This window comes from Streptomyces purpurascens, assembly GCF_045040895.1.
Taxonomy (GTDB): Bacteria; Actinomycetota; Actinomycetes; order Streptomycetales; family Streptomycetaceae; genus Streptomyces; species Streptomyces purpurascens.
Genome location: NZ_CP108341.1, coordinates 2,106,641 through 2,122,859, shown reverse-complemented (window position 1 = coordinate 2,122,859; position 16,219 = coordinate 2,106,641). Strand labels below are relative to the sequence as shown.

Annotated in this window: 19 protein-coding genes; 11 read left to right on the top strand and 8 right to left on the bottom strand. The window is 72.9% G+C overall.

Annotated features, from left to right (window positions below):
* The first annotated feature begins 182 nt into the window (after positions 1-182).
* Complete coding sequence (locus OHU35_RS09700) at positions 183-914, top strand: class II aldolase/adducin family protein (RefSeq protein WP_405505157.1); 732 nt, start codon at positions 183-185, stop codon at positions 912-914.
* A 194-nt stretch (positions 915-1,108) separates the two neighbouring features.
* Here the strand turns inward: OHU35_RS09700 and OHU35_RS09695 are convergent, their stop codons facing one another.
* Positions 1,109-1,327, bottom strand: coding sequence for a hypothetical protein (locus OHU35_RS09695; RefSeq protein ID WP_405505156.1), 219 nt, complete (start codon positions 1,325-1,327; stop codon positions 1,109-1,111).
* Positions 1,328-1,421: 94 nt separating this feature from the next.
* Here OHU35_RS09695 and OHU35_RS09690 point away from each other — a divergent pair, with 94 nt between their 5' ends.
* The gene (locus tag OHU35_RS09690) at positions 1,422-2,549 is read left to right on the top strand and encodes an alpha/beta fold hydrolase (protein ID WP_359896811.1); all 1,128 of its coding nucleotides are present in this window, start codon (positions 1,422-1,424) and stop codon (positions 2,547-2,549) included.
* Between the two features lie 203 nt (positions 2,550-2,752).
* Positions 2,753-4,153 (top strand): hypothetical protein, encoded by a 1,401-nt coding sequence (locus OHU35_RS09685; protein ID WP_189730289.1) that lies wholly within the window; start codon positions 2,753-2,755, stop codon positions 4,151-4,153.
* Positions 4,154-4,169: 16 nt separating this feature from the next.
* Here OHU35_RS09685 and OHU35_RS09680 read toward each other — a convergent pair whose 3' ends face one another.
* Positions 4,170-4,583: a VOC family protein gene (locus OHU35_RS09680; RefSeq protein ID WP_189730287.1), complete on the bottom strand. Its 414-nt coding sequence runs from the start codon at positions 4,581-4,583 to the stop codon at positions 4,170-4,172.
* 251 nt (positions 4,584-4,834) lie between these two features.
* On the opposite strand from OHU35_RS09680, the gene OHU35_RS09675 reads away from it, so the two are divergent.
* The 3 genes from OHU35_RS09675 to OHU35_RS09665 all read left to right on the top strand — a co-directional run bounded on the left by OHU35_RS09675 (position 4,835) and on the right by OHU35_RS09665 (position 7,897).
* Positions 4,835-6,433 (top strand): ABC-F family ATP-binding cassette domain-containing protein, encoded by a 1,599-nt coding sequence (locus OHU35_RS09675; RefSeq protein ID WP_189730285.1) that lies wholly within the window; start codon positions 4,835-4,837, stop codon positions 6,431-6,433.
* Between the two features lie 335 nt (positions 6,434-6,768).
* Entirely contained in the window at positions 6,769-6,987 is a 219-nt protein-coding gene (locus OHU35_RS09670; protein ID WP_010037790.1) for a helix-turn-helix domain-containing protein, read from the top strand.
* 106 nt (positions 6,988-7,093) lie between these two features.
* Positions 7,094-7,897: an enoyl-CoA hydratase/isomerase family protein gene (locus OHU35_RS09665; protein WP_189730283.1), complete on the top strand. Its 804-nt coding sequence runs from the start codon at positions 7,094-7,096 to the stop codon at positions 7,895-7,897.
* 30 nt (positions 7,898-7,927) lie between these two features.
* On the opposite strand, the gene OHU35_RS09660 is transcribed toward OHU35_RS09665, so the two are convergent.
* On the bottom strand, positions 7,928-8,641 hold the full coding sequence (locus tag OHU35_RS09660; RefSeq protein WP_189730281.1) for a nucleopolyhedrovirus P10 family protein: 714 nt from the start codon (positions 8,639-8,641) through the stop codon (positions 7,928-7,930).
* 87 nt (positions 8,642-8,728) lie between these two features.
* Here OHU35_RS09660 and OHU35_RS09655 point away from each other — a divergent pair, with 87 nt between their 5' ends.
* From OHU35_RS09655 to amaP, 5 genes are read left to right on the top strand one after another with little or no spacing between them, the layout of a single operon-like run.
* Positions 8,729-9,202 carry an Asp23/Gls24 family envelope stress response protein gene (locus OHU35_RS09655; protein WP_184599695.1) on the top strand — a complete coding sequence of 158 codons (474 nt, stop codon included), beginning with the start codon at positions 8,729-8,731 and terminating at the stop codon, positions 9,200-9,202.
* 46 nt (positions 9,203-9,248) lie between these two features.
* Positions 9,249-9,434 carry a hypothetical protein gene (locus OHU35_RS09650; protein WP_184599696.1) on the top strand — a complete coding sequence of 62 codons (186 nt, stop codon included), beginning with the start codon at positions 9,249-9,251 and terminating at the stop codon, positions 9,432-9,434.
* On the top strand, positions 9,431-9,814 hold the full coding sequence (locus OHU35_RS09645) for a hypothetical protein (RefSeq protein ID WP_405505155.1): 384 nt from the start codon (positions 9,431-9,433) through the stop codon (positions 9,812-9,814). The genes OHU35_RS09650 and OHU35_RS09645 overlap by 4 nt, the downstream gene beginning before the upstream one ends.
* Positions 9,811-10,515 (top strand): DUF6286 domain-containing protein, encoded by a 705-nt coding sequence (locus tag OHU35_RS09640; RefSeq protein WP_359896804.1) that lies wholly within the window; start codon positions 9,811-9,813, stop codon positions 10,513-10,515. The genes OHU35_RS09645 and OHU35_RS09640 overlap by 4 nt, the downstream gene beginning before the upstream one ends.
* Entirely contained in the window at positions 10,512-11,099 is a 588-nt protein-coding gene (gene amaP, locus OHU35_RS09635) for an alkaline shock response membrane anchor protein AmaP (RefSeq protein WP_405505154.1), read from the top strand. The genes OHU35_RS09640 and amaP overlap by 4 nt, the downstream gene beginning before the upstream one ends.
* Before the next feature lie 69 nt (positions 11,100-11,168).
* Here the strand turns inward: amaP and OHU35_RS09630 are convergent, their stop codons facing one another.
* The 5 genes from OHU35_RS09630 to OHU35_RS09610 are packed head-to-tail and all read right to left on the bottom strand — an operon-like array spanning position 11,169 to position 16,211.
* Entirely contained in the window at positions 11,169-11,924 is a 756-nt protein-coding gene (locus tag OHU35_RS09630; RefSeq protein ID WP_405505153.1) for an SDR family oxidoreductase, read from the bottom strand.
* Positions 11,925-11,929: 5 nt separating this feature from the next.
* Positions 11,930-13,714: a glycoside hydrolase family 15 protein gene (locus tag OHU35_RS09625; protein WP_405505152.1), complete on the bottom strand. Its 1,785-nt coding sequence runs from the start codon at positions 13,712-13,714 to the stop codon at positions 11,930-11,932.
* Between the two features lie 33 nt (positions 13,715-13,747).
* Complete coding sequence (locus tag OHU35_RS09620) at positions 13,748-14,080, bottom strand: hypothetical protein (RefSeq protein WP_359896801.1); 333 nt, start codon at positions 14,078-14,080, stop codon at positions 13,748-13,750.
* The gene (locus OHU35_RS09615; RefSeq protein WP_372498793.1) at positions 14,077-14,667 is read right to left on the bottom strand and encodes a sigma-70 family RNA polymerase sigma factor; all 591 of its coding nucleotides are present in this window, start codon (positions 14,665-14,667) and stop codon (positions 14,077-14,079) included. Before OHU35_RS09615 ends, OHU35_RS09620 begins: the two co-directional genes overlap by 4 nt.
* On the bottom strand, positions 14,664-16,211 hold the full coding sequence (locus OHU35_RS09610) for a sodium:solute symporter (protein WP_405505151.1): 1,548 nt from the start codon (positions 16,209-16,211) through the stop codon (positions 14,664-14,666). The genes OHU35_RS09615 and OHU35_RS09610 overlap by 4 nt, the downstream gene beginning before the upstream one ends.
* Positions 16,212-16,219 lie beyond the last annotated feature (8 nt).

Here is a 16,219-nt window from a genome sequence, read left to right as displayed (position 1 = left end):
TGGCTGCGTGCACGGCAAATCCCCCAGAGAGTACTGGAAGGCCGTTGAATGCCCGATGATCTCCGGCCAAGAGAGATCCATGACGGGTTTGTGCCGGTCTGCGCCCTTACGGATGCTCGGTTTCCGGCCTAAAGTGCCCCCGCCCGGCGGCGCGTTGAAGGGCTGCCTGGCAGGATCGCCGCATGGCTGAGCAGCGAGGCGACGGGCGGGGCACGGGGGACGTCCGAGGCGGCGGACAGGATGTGGGGGAGTCACGGCGGAGCGGTGTGCGCCCCGAGGAGGCGCGCGCCTGGGAGGACCTCGTCGCGACGGCCCGCCGGACGGTCACCGACGGGCTCGTCGTCGGAACGTCCGGCAATGTCTCGGTGCGCGTCGGGGACACCGTCCTGGTCACGCCGTCGGGCGTGCCCTACGACCGGCTGGCGCCGGACGACGTGACCGGGGTCGACCTCGACGGCCGGCAGGTCCTCGGCGCGCTCGTCCCGACCAGCGAGCTGCCCATGCACCTCGCCGTCTACCGCACGACCGGCGCCCGCGCCGTCGTCCACACCCACGCCGTGCACGCGACGGCCGTCTCGACGCTCGTGAGCGAGCTCCCGCTGATCCATTACATGGCCGCCGCGCTCGGCGGACCCGTCCGGGTTGCGCCGTATGCGACGTACGGCAGCGACGAGTTGGCCGAGAACATGCTCCGCGCCCTCGCCGACCGCTCCGGCTGTCTCCTCGGGAACCACGGCACGATCACCTACGGCGCGACCCTGGACCAGGCCTACGACCGCACCGCCCAGCTGGAATGGATGTGCCGGCTGTGGCTGACCGCCACATCGGTACCGGGCCTGTCCCCGAGCCTGCTGTCCACGGAACAACTGGCCGAGGTGGAGGACCGGCTACGGGGGTACGGCCAGCGCGGCTGAACCGCCCGCCCCGGACATCCGGTGCCGCGGGACTCGCCCTTCCGGCAGCCCCCTGCCCCGCCGGCCCTCGCCGCCCGCGCCACCGCCCCGGGCACGGAGGCCATGGGGTGAGCGCCCGCGCCCGGCCTTCGGGCGCAGCCGCCACACCACCGACAGCCCGCGCCTCGCCCTGCGAGCGCAGCCACCTCCGTCGGCTACCGAGCCCCGTCCAGTCGGGCGCAGCCGCCTCTGTCGGCCACCGGCATCCCGCCCTGCCGGTCGTACCCGCCTCTGTCGGCCACCGGCACCCCGTCCAGCCGGTCGTACCCGCCTCCGTCGGCCACCGGCACCCCGTCCAGCCGGGCGCAGCCACCACCGTCGGCCTCGCGGGCGCAGCCACCCCCACCGACCGCCCAACCCTGCCCGCCAGGCAACAGCCACCCCGCCGATCGGCCGCGCCCCCGGCGCTCGTCACCCCGCCGCCCCCGCCCACTGGTCCCTCGCCCCGTCCGCCGGGACACTGGAGCCGTGCGCACTGTCAAAGCGGCGGCCGCTGCCGCCACCGCCGTGATCGGAGCCGGCGCAGCCGCCGTGGCCGCCGGACGGTTCGCCAGCGACGCCGCGCTCAAGGCGCCTCCCGGCAGGCCGCTGCCCACCGAACCCCGGCTCACCGTGCACGGCACCGCCGCCGGGCAGATCATCCTCACCCGGGACCTGGCCGCCCTGCGCCCCGGCCGCTACGGCCTCTCCGGTGACGGCTCCCACGCGGTGGTCGGCCCCGTCCTGACCACCGCCCCGCACACCGCCGACACCGTCGTACGCCGCCTGGAGAGCGTCACGCACGGCACCCTGAAGGCCGGCGACAAGGCCTGGCTCACGCCGAACGTGTACGTCGGCAACCCGAGCGCGGCCCTCGGCCTCGATCACGCCGACGTCGACATCCCCGGCGAACTCGGCGCCCTGCCCGCCTGGTTCGTGCCCGGTGCCCGGGACACCTGGGTGATCGCCGTGCACGGCCTGGGCACCACGCGGGAACTGGCCATGAACGTCATGGAGTTCCTGCACCGCAACCGCTTCCCGGTGCTCGCCCTCGCCTACCGCGGCGACCTGGGCGCACCCCGCCGGCCCGACGGTCTGAACCACCTCGGCGAGACCGAGTGGCGCGACCTCGACGCGGCGATCCGCTACGCCGTGCGCAACGGCGCCCGGCAGGTCGTCCTGCACGGCTGGTCCACCGGCGCCACCATGGCCCTGCGCGCCGCCGCGCACTCGGGACTGCGCGACCGCGTCTCGGGGCTCGTCCTGGACTCCCCGGTGCTCAGCTGGCAGACCACCCTGCGCGCCCTCGCCGCGGCCCGCCGCACCCCGGGCGTGCTGCTGCCCCTGGCGGTCCGCGCGGCCCAGGGCCGTACCGGCCTGTACGACGACGGCGTCGCGGGCCCGGCCCCGTTCGACGGCCTCCGCATCCCGGCGCTCGTCTTCCACGGACCTGACGACACGGTGGCGCCCTGGCGGTTCTCCCGCCACCTCGCCGCCGCGCGCCCCGACATGGTCGCTCTGTACACCGTCGGCAACGCGCCCCACGGAGCGATGTGGAACGCCGACCCGCAGGCCTACGAGGAGGCGCTGCGACGCTTCCTGACGCCTCTCATGTGACCTCGTCCACCATCCCTGCGCCCCGTCGCGACCATGTCCCGCCCCGCTCTCCACCGACCGGTCGCAATGATTCCGTTTAGCGTCGTACGACTGGCTTGTTTCCGGCCCCCGGCCGCTCGCGGGGCCCGGTGCGTTGGCCATCCCCGTCGCCCGCCGTGACATTCCGTTTGGGTTTTCGGACCGTCAACCGGAAGACTGCACCCGTGACGTCCCGTATCCCGCGCGACTCCAGGCTTCGACTCGTCCGCCCGCGACCCCTGGCCGCCGCCCCCAGAGCGATGAACCAGCGGCGCTCGCGCCGACCCGCACCGCGCCCCCCGGAGGGCACCCCGGCACCGGCGGAGCTGGCCAGAATGGCGCGCTCAGGTCTGGCCGCCGCGGCCCGCGTCGCCCGCTGGGCCGACGCAGCGCTCGGCCCCGGCGGGGACAGCGCCACCGCCGACGGCAAGGCCACCCTCTCCGACGCGACCGCCGAACGGGCCGCCCGCGACCTGGGTCTGACCTCGGCTCAGGTCAGGGGCGACTGGGACACCGCCCGCCTCGCCGGCCTCGTCGAGGTGCACGGCGACAGTGCGCGCCCCGGCTGGCGGCTGCGCGCCTGGGACCGCGACGACAGCGCCGTCCTGCGCGGCTGGGTCGCCCTCTTCGACGCCTGGTCGCTCGCCTACCCGGAGCCCGAGGACCGCGAGCCCGCCGCCGTCGCCGAGGTCGTCTCGGCCATGCCGCAGGCGCTCTCCTTCCTCCAGCTGTCCGCCGGCCCCGTCCCCGTGGAGCAGCTCCTCGACCTCCTGGAGCAGCGCGTCACGGAGCTGCGCACCGCACGCTGCGAGATCCCCTACGGCCCCCAGCCCGAGCCGGTGGCCGAACCGGAGCCCACCGACGCCCCGCTCGCCCCCCTCCTCGACTGGGCCCTGCGCGCCCTCGCCTCCGTCGGCGCCCTCACCTACGGCGACGGCCAGGCCACGCTCACCCCGCTCGGCAGCTGGGCCGTCTGGGTCAAGCTGGAGCAGATCTGCGTCGCCGCGCAGAGCCCCGCCGGGAACATCGAGCAGGCGGCCGAGGACATGCTCCGCGGCTGCGCCCAGCTGCGCCCGAACGCGGCCCGCGCCGAGTACCGCGCCTGGCTCGCCGCCCGCCCCGTCGGCAGCGCCGTCACCGAACTCCTCGGTGCCGCCCGCGGCGAGGACGCCCTGCTGCGCGGCCTCGCCTTCGAGGCGCTGCGCGTGGTCGGCGCCCCCGCCGAGCCCGACGTCCGCGGCGTGGTCGCCGAGCCGACGCTCAGGCCGTACGCCCTGCTGTGGCTGGCCGAGCACGACGGGGCCGACCCGGAGGACGCCCACGAGGTCCTCACCCGTCAGGAGGCGACCTGGCTGTGGGTGGACACCGCGGCCGCCGTCGCCGACCACGGTGAGGCCCCGCTGCTCGTGCGCCATCTGGAGTCCGCGGTGCAGCCGACCATCCCGATGCTCCTCGACGAGGTACGTGCCGTGGGACACCCGCGCACCGTGCAGGTCCTGGTCGCCCTCGCCGCGGCGCACCCCGACCCGGCCCTGGCCAAGGCCGTACGCCGGGCCGCGTTCCAGGTGCACACCGGCGGCAGCTAGGGGCCCGGTGGGGCTCTCAGCCCGCTATCTCGGGCGCGTACGTCCCGAAGCTCCACACATTGCCCTCGAGGTCCCGGGCCATGTAGTCCCGCGAGCCGTAGTCCTGGTCCGTCGGGGGCATCAGGATCTCCACGCCGTGGTCCACGGCGCGGCGGTGGTGTGCGTCCACGTCGTCCACCACCACGTACACCCCCGTGGTGCCCGCTTCCTTCATGGCCGCGTCGAACACGCCGCCGCGGCCCTTGGTACCGACCATCACCGCGCCGTTGCCCTGCGTCAGCTCGGCGTGCATCACCGAGCCGTCCTCGCCCTCGTACACCGAGAGCTCCGTGAAGCCGAAGGCCTCCGTGAGCTGCCGGATCGCCGTCTTCGCGTCCGCGTAGAGCAGCGTCGGATAGATGCTCGGACGTCCGCCGGACGTGCCTGCCATAGCGATCACTTCCTTGTGTCTCGCCGAGTGTCCCGCTGCCGGAAAGCCGGAGTCCGGCCTGCTGCTCAGTCTTCCACCGACCACTGACAACGGCCCCCGCCCCGGGATGCGACCCTCGAACACGCACACGCAGAAAAAGTTGGTTGCATGGCCCCGTTAGACTGTCCGCATGGCCATTCTCCTCGCGCATTAGACGGCGGGAACGTCCTCAGCCGCCCATCCCGCCCCCGTATCCGCCCTGGAGTCTGTCCGTGATCTCCGCCTCCGGTATCGAGCTGCGCGCCGGTGCCCGCGTCCTCATCGAAAACGCCACCTTCCGTGTCGCCAAGGGCGACCGCATCGGCCTGGTCGGCCGTAACGGCGCAGGGAAGACCACCCTCACCAAATGCCTCGCCGGCGACGGCATCCCCGCCGGCGGCACCATCACCCGCTCCGGCGAGGTCGGCTACCTCCCGCAGGACCCCCGCACCGGCGACCTCGACGTCCTCGCCCGCGACCGCATCCTCTCCGCGCGCGGCCTGGACATACTGATCCGCAAGATGCGCGAGAACGAGCAGCGCATCGCCAGCGGCAAGGGCGGCACCCGCGAGAAGGCGCTCAAGCAGTACGAGCGCCAGGAGACGGAGTTCCTCACCAAGGGCGGGTACGCCGCCGAGGCCGAGGCCGCGACCATCGCCGCCGCGCTCAACCTGCCCGACCGTGTGCTCGGCCAGCCCCTGCACACGCTCTCCGGCGGTCAGCGCCGCCGTATCGAGCTGGCCCGGATCCTGTTCTCCGACGCGGACACGCTGCTGCTCGACGAGCCGACCAACCACCTCGACGCCGACTCGATCATCTGGCTGCGGGACTACCTGAAGACCTACCGCGGCGGCTTCATCGTGATCTCCCACGACGTCGACCTGGTCGAGACGGTCGTGAACAAGGTGTTCTACCTGGACGCCAACCGCTCCCAGATCGACGTCTACAACATGGGCTGGAAGCTCTACCAGCAGCAGCGCGAGGCCGACGAGAAGCGCCGCAAGCGCGAGCGGCAGAACGCCGAGAAGAAGGCCTCCGCGCTGCATTCGCAGGCCGACAAGATGCGGGCCAAGGCCACCAAGACCGTCGCCGCGCAGAACATGGCCCGCCGGGCGGACAAGCTGCTGGCCGGCCTGGAGGCCGAGCGGAAGTCCGACAAGGTCGCCAAGCTGCGCTTCCCCGAGCCCTCCCCGTGCGGCAAGACCCCGCTGATGGCCGAGGGCCTGTCGAAGTCCTACGGATCGCTGGAGATCTTCACCGACGTCGACCTGGCCATCGACAAGGGCTCGCGCGTCGTCATCCTCGGCCTCAACGGCGCGGGCAAGACGACCCTGCTCCGGCTGCTCGGCGGGGCCGAGAAGCCCGACACCGGCGAGGTCATCGAGGGCCACGGCCTCAAGCTGGGCTACTACGCGCAGGAGCACGAGACCCTCGACCCGGAGCGCACGGTCCTGGAGAACATGCGCTCGGCCGCCCCCGACCTTGATCTGGTGGAGGTCCGCAAGACGCTCGGCTCGTTCCTGTTCTCCGGCGACGACGTCGACAAGCCGGCCGGGGTCCTCTCCGGCGGCGAGAAGACCCGTCTGGCGCTGGCGACCCTGGTGGTGTCCTCGGCGAACGTCCTGCTCCTCGACGAGCCGACCAACAACCTCGACCCGGCCAGCCGCGAGGAGATCCTCGGCGCGCTGCGCACGTACAAGGGCGCGGTCGTCCTCGTCACGCACGACGAGGGCGCGGTCGAGGCGCTCCAGCCGGAGCGGATCATCCTGCTGCCGGACGGCGTCGAGGACCTGTGGGGTGCCGACTACGCGGACCTCGTCGCCCTCGCTTGATCGAATACGTGATCAACGGCGTATGGATCATTCGGCCTAGCGGTGATCCATCATCTGTGTGAGATCTCCTCGTACCGAGGTGTGTCCTACATCGATTTCGCGGCCGAGCCCCCGATTCTTCCGGGCTCGGCCGCGACGCCTTTCTGACCTGGCATTTTCCGGGGCAATCCGTTCGGCCGTACGGACGCCACTCTTCGGAATTCCGTATTCCGGATGTGGGGATGTGCTCCCGTCGTCACAACCTTGTCTCACGGACCTTGCCGAATGGGTGGCCATCAAGGCCCGGAGGGGTGATCATGAGGAGACCAGAGCGCACTTCCCATGAGGAGGCACGGGTGGCCGAGACTCTGAAGAAGGGCAGCCGGGTGACCGGCGCCGCGCGCGACAAGCTCGCGGCAGACCTGAAGAAGAAGTACGACGCCGGTGCGAGCATCCGGGCGTTGGCCGAGGAGACCGGCCGCTCGTATGGCTTTGTGCACCGCATGCTCAGTGAGTCGGGCGTCACGCTGCGAGGGCGTGGCGGGGCGACCCGGGGCAAAAAGGCCACGGCCTGACCCCGGGTGGCCCCTCGGCTCCGATGGTGGCCACCCGGTCGGTCGGCTGATCGACCGGGTGGTTACTGTGCAGTCACTTAGCTGACCGCACACATCGGAGGCGTCCATGGCTTCGCCCGACAAGGACCTCGTTCCCGTACTCGACAAGGACGGCGTACGGCTCACCGTCGACGACGCGGTCGCCACGGTGACGCTGACCAACCCGGCCAAGCGCAACGCGCAGAGCCCCGCTCTGTGGCGGGCGCTGACCGAGGCCGGTCGGCAGCTGCCGGGCTCCGTCCGTGTCGTGGTGCTGCGGGCCGAGGGCAAGTCCTTCTCGGCCGGTCTCGACCGGCAGGCGTTCACGCCCGAGGGCTTCGACGGGGAACCGTCGTTCATCGACCTCGCGCGTGGTGACGACGCCGAGCTGGACGCGACCATCGCCGAGTACCAGGAGGCGTTCGCCTGGTGGCGGCGCAGCGACATCGTCTCCGTCGCCGCCGTCCAGGGACATGCCATCGGGGCGGGCTTCCAGCTCGCCCTCGCCTGCGACCTGCGCGTCGTCGCCGACGACGTGCAGTTCGCCATGCGCGAGACCAGCCTCGGACTCGTGCCCGATCTGACGGGCACGCATCCGCTGGTGGGACTCGTCGGATACGCCCGCGCGCTGGAGATCTGCGCGACCGGGCGCTTCGTCACGGCCGAGGAGGCCGTCACCACCGGGCTGGCCAACGTGGCCGTGCCGGCCGGTCAGCTCGACGACACGGTCCGCGACCTCGCCTCGGCCGTCCTCGCCGCGCCCCGCGACGCCGTCATCGAGACCAAGGCACTGCTGCGCGGCGCCCAGGACCGCACGTACGAGGCCCAACGCGGCGCGGAACGCCAGGCCCAGGCCCGTCGGCTGCGGGACCTCGCGGGCATCGGGGACTGAGGCGGGACCGCCCGGCGGATCAGGGATCCCTCAGCCGATCCCGCTCACCAGTACCGCCACCGTCGGGTGGTCCGACAGTGTCCTCCGCACCGCCGTGCGGACCTCGCGGGCCACGTCCCGGGCCCGGTGGTCCGCCGCCACCGCGAGTTCCAGCCGGACGTGACGGTGCGGCAGCGCGGCCTCGCCCGGGAGGTTCTCGATGTGCACGGGGTGGCCCAGCGCGCCGGTCAGGTGGAGCACGCCCGGGACATGGAGGGCGGCGGTCGCCACCCGGGCTTCGTCGCCGTCCACGGGCCGCGCGGCCCGCGGCGGTTCGGGGAGACGTACGGCGGGCCCGGGTTCCGGCTCCTCGTCCAGCAGCACCGTCACCTGCAGGTCCACCTCTGACACCGTCAGACCCAGCCCCTGCGTCGCGGCGTTCGCCAGCGTCGCCCGCAGCAGGGACGCCGTCGTCGGCAGCGGCTGCGAGGCCGTGGCCGCGAACTCCGCCGTCACCCGCAGGGGTCCGGGCGGCTGCGCGCTCGGCGGGGCCGGTACGGCCGGCTCCCCGGTGTCCGCCGGGTCGGCGAGCGCGACCCGGAGCGCGTCGAGGCGTACGCCCGGAGTTTCCTGAGCCGCGCGCCGCAGCACCGCCTCGGCCGCCTGCTCGGCGATCCAGGCGCCGTCGCGCGCATCACCCAGCGGCAGGAGCCTGCCGAGGCCCAGCTGATGTCTCACTGCCTGCGTCCATTGGTCACCCGTCATTCCTCCAGCCTGCCGCATCAAAGGCGCGCAACCACGTAACCGTGCTTACGGTGGTCGAAGGACGACAACCGAAAAGGACGTACGCCGATGACTGACATGACCGAGAACCGGGGCGGGGAGAGCGAGACGCCCGCGGCACGCAGGAGTCCGTTGGCCAAGCGCAGTGGCGGAGACCCGGGCTCGCGCGGGCGGACGACGATCGCCGACGGCGTGGTGGAGAAGATCGCCGGTCTCGCCGCACGCGACGTGGACGGCGTGCACGCCATGGGCAGCGGCATCTCCCGCACCTTCGGAGCCGTGCGCGACCGCGTGCCCGGTGGCGCGAAGTCGGTGTCGCGCGGTGTGAAGGCCGAGGTCGGAGAGGTGCAGGCCGCCCTCGACCTGGAGATCGTCGTCGAGTACGGCGTGTCGATCGCCGATGTGGCCCGGGACGTACGGGAGAACGTCATCACCGCCGTCGAGCGCATGACCGGCCTCGAGGTCGTCGAGGTCAACATCGCGGTGAGCGACGTGAAGCTGCCGGACGAGGAGGAAGAGGAACCCGAGCGGCGGATTCAGTGAGGCACGGCCCATCGGACAACACAGCGGCTGAGGAGCTGAGGAGCGCATGAGCATGGCCGTGGTCGGCATGATCGCCGGCATGGCGTTGGCATTCGCCGGATACTTCGGCGGATTCGGCGCCTTCCTGCTGGTGGCGGCGCTGGGCGCCGTCGGCTTCGTCGTCGGCCGGTTCCTTGAGGGGGACATGGACTTCGGCGACTTCTTCCGTCCACGTCACGAACGGCGGCGGTGACGACCGTGAGCGCGGGGGCCGGTGAGCTCGGCAGACTCCTGACCGCCGTCCCGCCGGGTGAGCGCGGCGCGACCCGGATCGCCGACCGGGTGGTCGCGAAGATCGCCTCGCAGGCGGCCCGCGAGGCCGTGGGGACGCTGCCGCCCGACGCCGGCCGGCCGTCCGCCAGCGTGGTCGTCCACCACGAGGCCGCCCACGTCCGGGTACATGTCGAACTCGACTACCCCTGCGACGTCGGCGACCGCTGCCGCCAGGTGCGTCACCAGGTCGTCGATCGAGTAGGCGCGCTGGCGGGAATGGAGGTGCCGGAGGTCGTCGTCCAGGTGGAGCGGCTGCATCTGGTCGCCGGGCCCGGCGCGGCACAGGGGAGGACGCGATGAGCGAACCCCGGGGCAACCCTCCGGCCGAACCGCCCGAGCCCGAGGGCACCACACAGCGCCTGCCGGTCGTCGAAGCGTCGGAGACCGGCGCCGGACCCGACCAGTCCGCGCCGGCGGACGCCGACGGACAGCCGCCCGCACCCGACGGCGAGGGCGGACGCGAAGGCCGCTTCTGGTCGGCCCGCCGTGTCCCCGCCGGCATCGTCGCGCTGCTGCTCCTCGGCCTCGCCGGACTGTTCCTGTACGACATCGTGTCCGTGCGCGCCGACCGGCCCGTCATGAGCTGGCGCCGGGAGCTCGCCCGGCAGCTCGCCGAACGGCCCCTGGACGACACCTGGGTGCTCGTCGGGGCCGGGGTCGCCGCCGCTCTCGGGCTCTGGCTGCTCGTCCTGGCCGCCACACCCGGTCTGCGGGACGTGCTCCCGATGCGGCGCGCGCACGCCGACGTACGCGCCGGACTGCACCGCGATGCCGCCGCGTCCGCGCTGCGGGACCGGGCCATGGAGGTGGCCGGTGTGCAGTCGGCGGAGGTCCGGATGCGCCGGACCCGGGCGAAGGTACGCGCCGCGTCGCATTTCCGTGAACTGGACGACGTACGAACCGAACTGGACGCCGTGCTCACCGACGCGGTCGGCGGACTGGGGCTGTCCCGGCCGCCCGCCGTGTCGGTGCGTGTGCGGCGGCCCGGCAGGAAGGGGTGACGGCGGTGCTCCGGATCGTCAACCGTGTGTTCCTGGGGCTCGTGGGCCTCGTCCTGGTGGTGCTGGGCGGCTCGGTACTGGCCGTCGGCCTCGGCGCCCCGGCACCCACGTGGTGGATCCACGACAGCCGGCACGACGTTCTGCTGAGCTACGCCGAACGCACGCGCTGGCGGGAGGACGGCTGGTGGTGGCCGACCGTCATCGCCGTACTCGCCGTCTTCCTGCTGCTCGCCCTGTGGTGGCTCGTCGCGGTACTCCGCCGGCGCCGCCTCGCCGAGGTCCTCGTCGACACGGGCGACGGCGAGGGCGCGCTGCTGCGCGGCCGGGCCCTGGAGAACGCCCTCGCCCAGGAGGCGGAACAGGCCGACGGCGTGGACCGCGCCGATGCCCGCCTGACGGGCCGCCGTACCACCCCCGAGGCCCGGGTACGGCTCGCGCTGGAACCGCACGTGGACCCGGGAACGGCCCTGCAGGACCTGGCGACCGGCGCCCTGGCCCACGCCAGAACATCGGCGGGCCTTGCCGCACTCCCGGCGGAGGTGAGGCTGCGGGGCGTCAAGCACCGTGCGGAACGAGTGAGTTGAGCCCGACCGCCCCGTCAGGGGCGCGGGGAACTGCGCGACAAGCCCCCACACACCCGCGGTCGGCCAACTTCAGAACCCGTGCCGTGCTCCCCCGTCAACGGGCACCATGACCCCGGTCAGATAGGAGGCCGCCGGCGACATCAGGAACGCGGCCACCCGCCCGAACTCTTCGGGCGCCCCGTACCGCCGCAACGGAATCCGCGACTCCGAAGCGGCCCTCGTCGCCTCGGGATCCGCCGACAACCCGTCCAGCTGGCGTACACGGTCCGTGTCGATCCGGCCGGGCAGCACCCCGACCACCCGGATCCCCCGCGGCCCCAGTTCATCCGACAACGACTTGGCGAACCCCGCGAGCCCGGGCCGCAGCCCGTTCGAGATCGTCAGCCCCGCAATCGGCTCGTACACCGAGCCGGAGAGCACGAACCCGATGACACCCCCGGGCTCCAGCTCGGAGGCTGCGGCGCGAGCCAGCCGTACCGCACCGAGGAACACCGACTCGAACGCCGCCTGCCACTGCTCGTCCGTGTTGTCGGCGACGAACCCGGCCGGCGGGCCGCCCACGCTGATGAGGACACCGTTGAAGCGCCCGAAGTTCTCCCGCGCGGCCCCGATCAGCCGGGCCGCCGCCTCGGGGTCGGCGTTGTCGACGGCCACCCCGACCGCGTTCGGGCCCAGCTCGGCCGCCGTCTCGGCGACGCTCTTCTCGTCCCTGCCCGAGACGACCACCTTCGCCCCGTCCGCGACCAGCTCGCGCGCGGAGGCGTTGCCGAGGCCTCGCGTGGCCCCGGTGACGACGTACACCCGGTCCTTCAGTCCAAGATCCATGGTTCCTATCCTGCCCCCTCCTCACCGAACAGGGCGAGGGCGGTGTTCACGAGGCCGATGTGGCTGAACGCCTGCGGGAAGTTGCCGAGCTGCCGGCCGGTCACCGGGTCGAACTCCTCGGACAGCAGGCCGACGTCGTTGGCGAGCCCCACCAGCCGCTCGAACAGCGCGCGGGCCTCCTTCGTCCGGCCCGTCATGTGCAGGGCGTCCGCGAGCCAGAACGAGCACACCACGAAGGTGCCCTCGGAACCGGGCAGCCCGTCGACGTCCGCGTCGTCGGTCGTGTAGCGGAGCAGCAGCCCGCGGTGGTCCAGCTCCTCGCGGATCGCGTCGATGGTGCCGATCACCCGCGGATCGTCGGGCGGCAGGAATCCGACACGTGGGATGAGCAGCAGGGCGGCGTCCAGTTCGCGTGAACCGTAGGACTGCGTGAAGGTGTTGCGTTCGCGGTCGTAGCCCCGCTCGCACACCTCGCGGTGCACCTCGTCGCGCAGCGCGCGCCAGCCCTCCAGGTCGCCGTCCAGCTCCGGATGGCGCTCCAGGGTGCGTACGGCACGGTCGGCGGCCACCCACACCATCACCTTCGAGTGCACGAACTGGCGCCGGCCGCCGCGCACCTCCCACAGCCCCTCGTCGGGCTGGCGCCAGTGGGTTCGCAGGAAGTCCATCAGGGCCGTCTGCAGCGCCCACACGTCCGGCTGGGCGGACAGGCCCGACTCGCGGGCCAGCGACAGGGAGTCCATGACCTCGCCGTAGACGTCCAGCTGGAGCTGGTTCACGGCGCCGTTCCCGATCCGGACGGGGGCGGACCCGGCGAAGCCGGACAGCCACGGCAGCTCGTACTCGGGCAGCCGCCGCTCACCCGCCACGCCGTACATGATCTGCAGGTCGGCCGGGTCGCCCGCGACCGCGCGCAGCAGCCAGTTCCGCCAGGCCTCGGCCTCGTCCTGGTAGCCCGCCGCCAGCAGCGCCCCCAGGGTGAGGGTGGAGTCGCGCAGCCAGCAGTAGCGGTAGTCCCAGTTGCGCACCCCGCCCGGCTCCTCGGGCAGTGAGGTGGTGAGGGCGGCGACGATGCCGCCGGTCGGGGCGTAGGTGAGCGCCTTGAGGGTGATCAGGGAGCGGACGACGGCGTCCCGGTACGGCCCTCGGTAGCGGCAGCGCGACACCCAGGCCCGCCAGTCCTCGACGCTGTGGCGCAGCGCCTCGAACGGGTCGACGAGCGACGGGCGCGACTCGTGTGAGGGGTGCCAGGTCATGACGAACGCGACCTTCTCGCCCTTCTTGACCGTGAACTCCGCGTGCGTTCCGAAGTCCTCGCCCCAGCTGCGCACCTCCGGCTCGCTGCGCAACCAGGTGGAGTCCGGGCCGGCGACGGCGACGCGGTGGCCGTCCACCCGGCGGACCCAGGGGATGATCGAGCCGTAGTCGAAGCGCAGCTTGAGGACGCTGTGGAGCGTCACCTCGCCGTCCAGGCCCTCGACGATCCGTACGACGTCGGGGGCCTCGTCGCGCTGGGGCATCAGGTCGGTGACACGCACCGCCCCCTGCTCGGTCTCCCACTCGGTGTCCAGGACGAGGGTGTCGCGGCGGTAGGCGCGCCGGGTGCACCGGTCCGCCCCCACCGGGGCGATGCGCCAGTAGCCGTTGTCCTCGTCGCCCAGCAGCTTGGCGAAGCAGGCGGCCGAGTCGAAGCGGGGCAGGCACAGCCAGTCGACCGAGCCGTCCGTGCCCACCAGGGCCGCTGTCTGTTCGTCACCGATGAGCGCGTAGTCCTCGATACCGGTATGCACGGAGTGCGGGTTCCCGGCAAGTTGGGCCTGCAATCAGGGGTGGAGCCGGGGGAGTGACATGCTCTCGGCAGCGGGGGAGCCGGTGCCCGAGAAGATGACACCGGGATCCGACGGCGCCTGGTTGAGCACCCACAGACCGATCAGCGTGGCCAGGGTGAAGACGACCGCGATCAGCACGGCGAGCACGAGCCGCCGCCGGCGTTCGCGCCGCAGCCACTCGCCGCGTGCCGTGCGGTAGGCGGCGGGGTCGGGGAGCACCCCGCCGGCCAGGGCCTCGAGTGCCTCGCGCAGCTCGCGTTCGGTGCGGCCGTGGCCGGTCCGGTCCGGGCTGGTGCCAGGCGACGGAGTCGCGTCTCGATTCGTCATCGCCGGGCCTCCATCGCCTGGGTCAGGGCGGCGATGCCGCGTGCCGTGTGTGTCTTGACCGAGCCACCGGAGATACCCATCGCGGCGGCTATCTCGCTCTCCTTCAGACCGAGCCAGTGCCGCAGCACCAGCGCCTCGCGCTGCCGGGGCGGCAACTGCTGGAGCGCGTCGATGAGCACGCGCTGGTCGTCGCGCAGCAGCGCGGCGTGCTCGGCGGAGGCGACCATCTCGTCCGGCGGGCTCGGCGGGTTCTCCTCGTGCCGGCGGGCGACCTGGAGGTGGCGTATCCGCATCCGCGTCAGATTGCAGACCGTGGACCGCAGATACGCCTCCGCCGCGGCAGCGTCCCGCAGGCGCCGCCACTTGCGGTAGATCTGGTAGTACGCCTCGGCCACCACGTTCTCCGGGTCGTCGGCGCCCAGCAGGACGGCGAGGCGCAGCATCGAGGAGTAGTGCAGCTCGAAGAGGCGGGCCACGCCTGCCTCCCGCTCCAGGTCGGCCGGATCGGCGGCCGCCGGGGGCAGGGGCACGGCGGCGGGCGCCGGCACGGCCGGCGCCGCGGTGGGGGAGTTCTGGCTGCGTCTCACGGGTTGTTCGCTCCGGTCTCCGGGCGTCGCCGGACGGTCAGGCGGGGCGGCAGGTCGGTCGAGTCGGCGCCGCGCGGGACGCCGAGGCGGGTCAGCGCCGCGGTGCCGGCCATCGCGACGGCCAGATTGAGCAGCAGGGCGGCGAGCCCGGCGTAGATCTCCAGCGGCCCGGCGCCGGTGCCGAGCGGCACGATCGAGGAGAACCCCTCGCGCACCACCAGGTACGTCCCCGACACCATGCCCACGGCCCACCCGGCGAGCAGCGCCCGCGGATGCAGCCGACCGGTGAACAGCCCGACGGCTACGGCCGGGAAGATCTGCAGGATCCACACGCCGCCGAGCAACTGGAGGTTGATGGCGTCCTGGTCGCGCAGCCCGAACACGAACGCCACGGCCCCCGCCTTCGCGGTGATGGAAACCGCCTTGGCGATGCGCACCTGGCGCTTGGGCGTGGCCGTCGGCTGGACGTACTCGACGTAGACGTTGCGGACGAAGCTCGTCGCCGCGGCGATCGACATCACCGCGGCCGGGACGAGCGCCCCCACGGCGATCGCGGCGAACACCAGCCCGGCCAGCGGCGCCGGCATCAGCCGGTCGACCAGCATCGGCACGGCCGCCTCGGCACCGCCGCGCGGCGCCCGCACCCCCGCCGCGAGGGCGGCGAAGCCGAGGAACCCGAACAGCGCGAGCAGCCCGGTCCAGGCGGGCAGCGCCACCGAGACCTTGCGCAGGGTGCGCGGACCGTCGGCGGCGAAACCGGCGGTGAGCACATGCGGGTACATCAGCAGGGCGAGGGCCGAGCCCAGGGCGAGGGTGGCGTAGGCGGGCTGCTGGGCGGGGGACAGGAGCAGCGCCGGGTCGCCCAGCCGCGCCGCGGCGCCGTCGAAGACCGGGCCGGGCCCGCCGAACCGTTCGAGGACCAGCCAGGTCACGGCGGTCAGCGAGACGAACACGGCCACCGCCTTCAGCGCGGAGATGACCGTGGGCGCGCGCAGTCCGTGCCGGTACGTGGCCACCGCGAGCCCCGCGAACAACGCCACCAGCACCAGATCACCGGCCACGCCCCGCGGATGGACGCCCCCGGCGGTCAGCACCGCCCGGATGCCGATCAGTTGCAGCGCCAGGTACGGCATCGTCGCGAGGATCCCGGTCAGCGCGACCACCAGGGCCAGCGGCGGCGACCCGTAGCGGCCCCGTACGAAGTCGGCGGCGGTGACATAGCCGTGCCGGCGGGCCACGCTCCACAGGCGGCTCAGCAGCACGAAGGCGAGCGGGCAGACGATCACCGTGTACGGCACCGCGAAGAAGGCGGGCGCTCCGTTGCCGTACGCGAGACCGGGCACGGCGGTGAAGGTGTACGCGGTGAAGATCGTGCCGCCGAGCAGCAGCCAGGTCCAGCCGGGGCCCAGGCTGCGGTCGGCCAGCGCCCAGCCCTCAAGGGAGGGCAGCCGGTCCACCGGACGCAGCCGCCGTGCGGTGACCGCGAGCAGCGACGCCCCGCCGATCACGGCGAGAAACGTCGCGGTCATGGCGCCCTCAGCCATGGGTCACC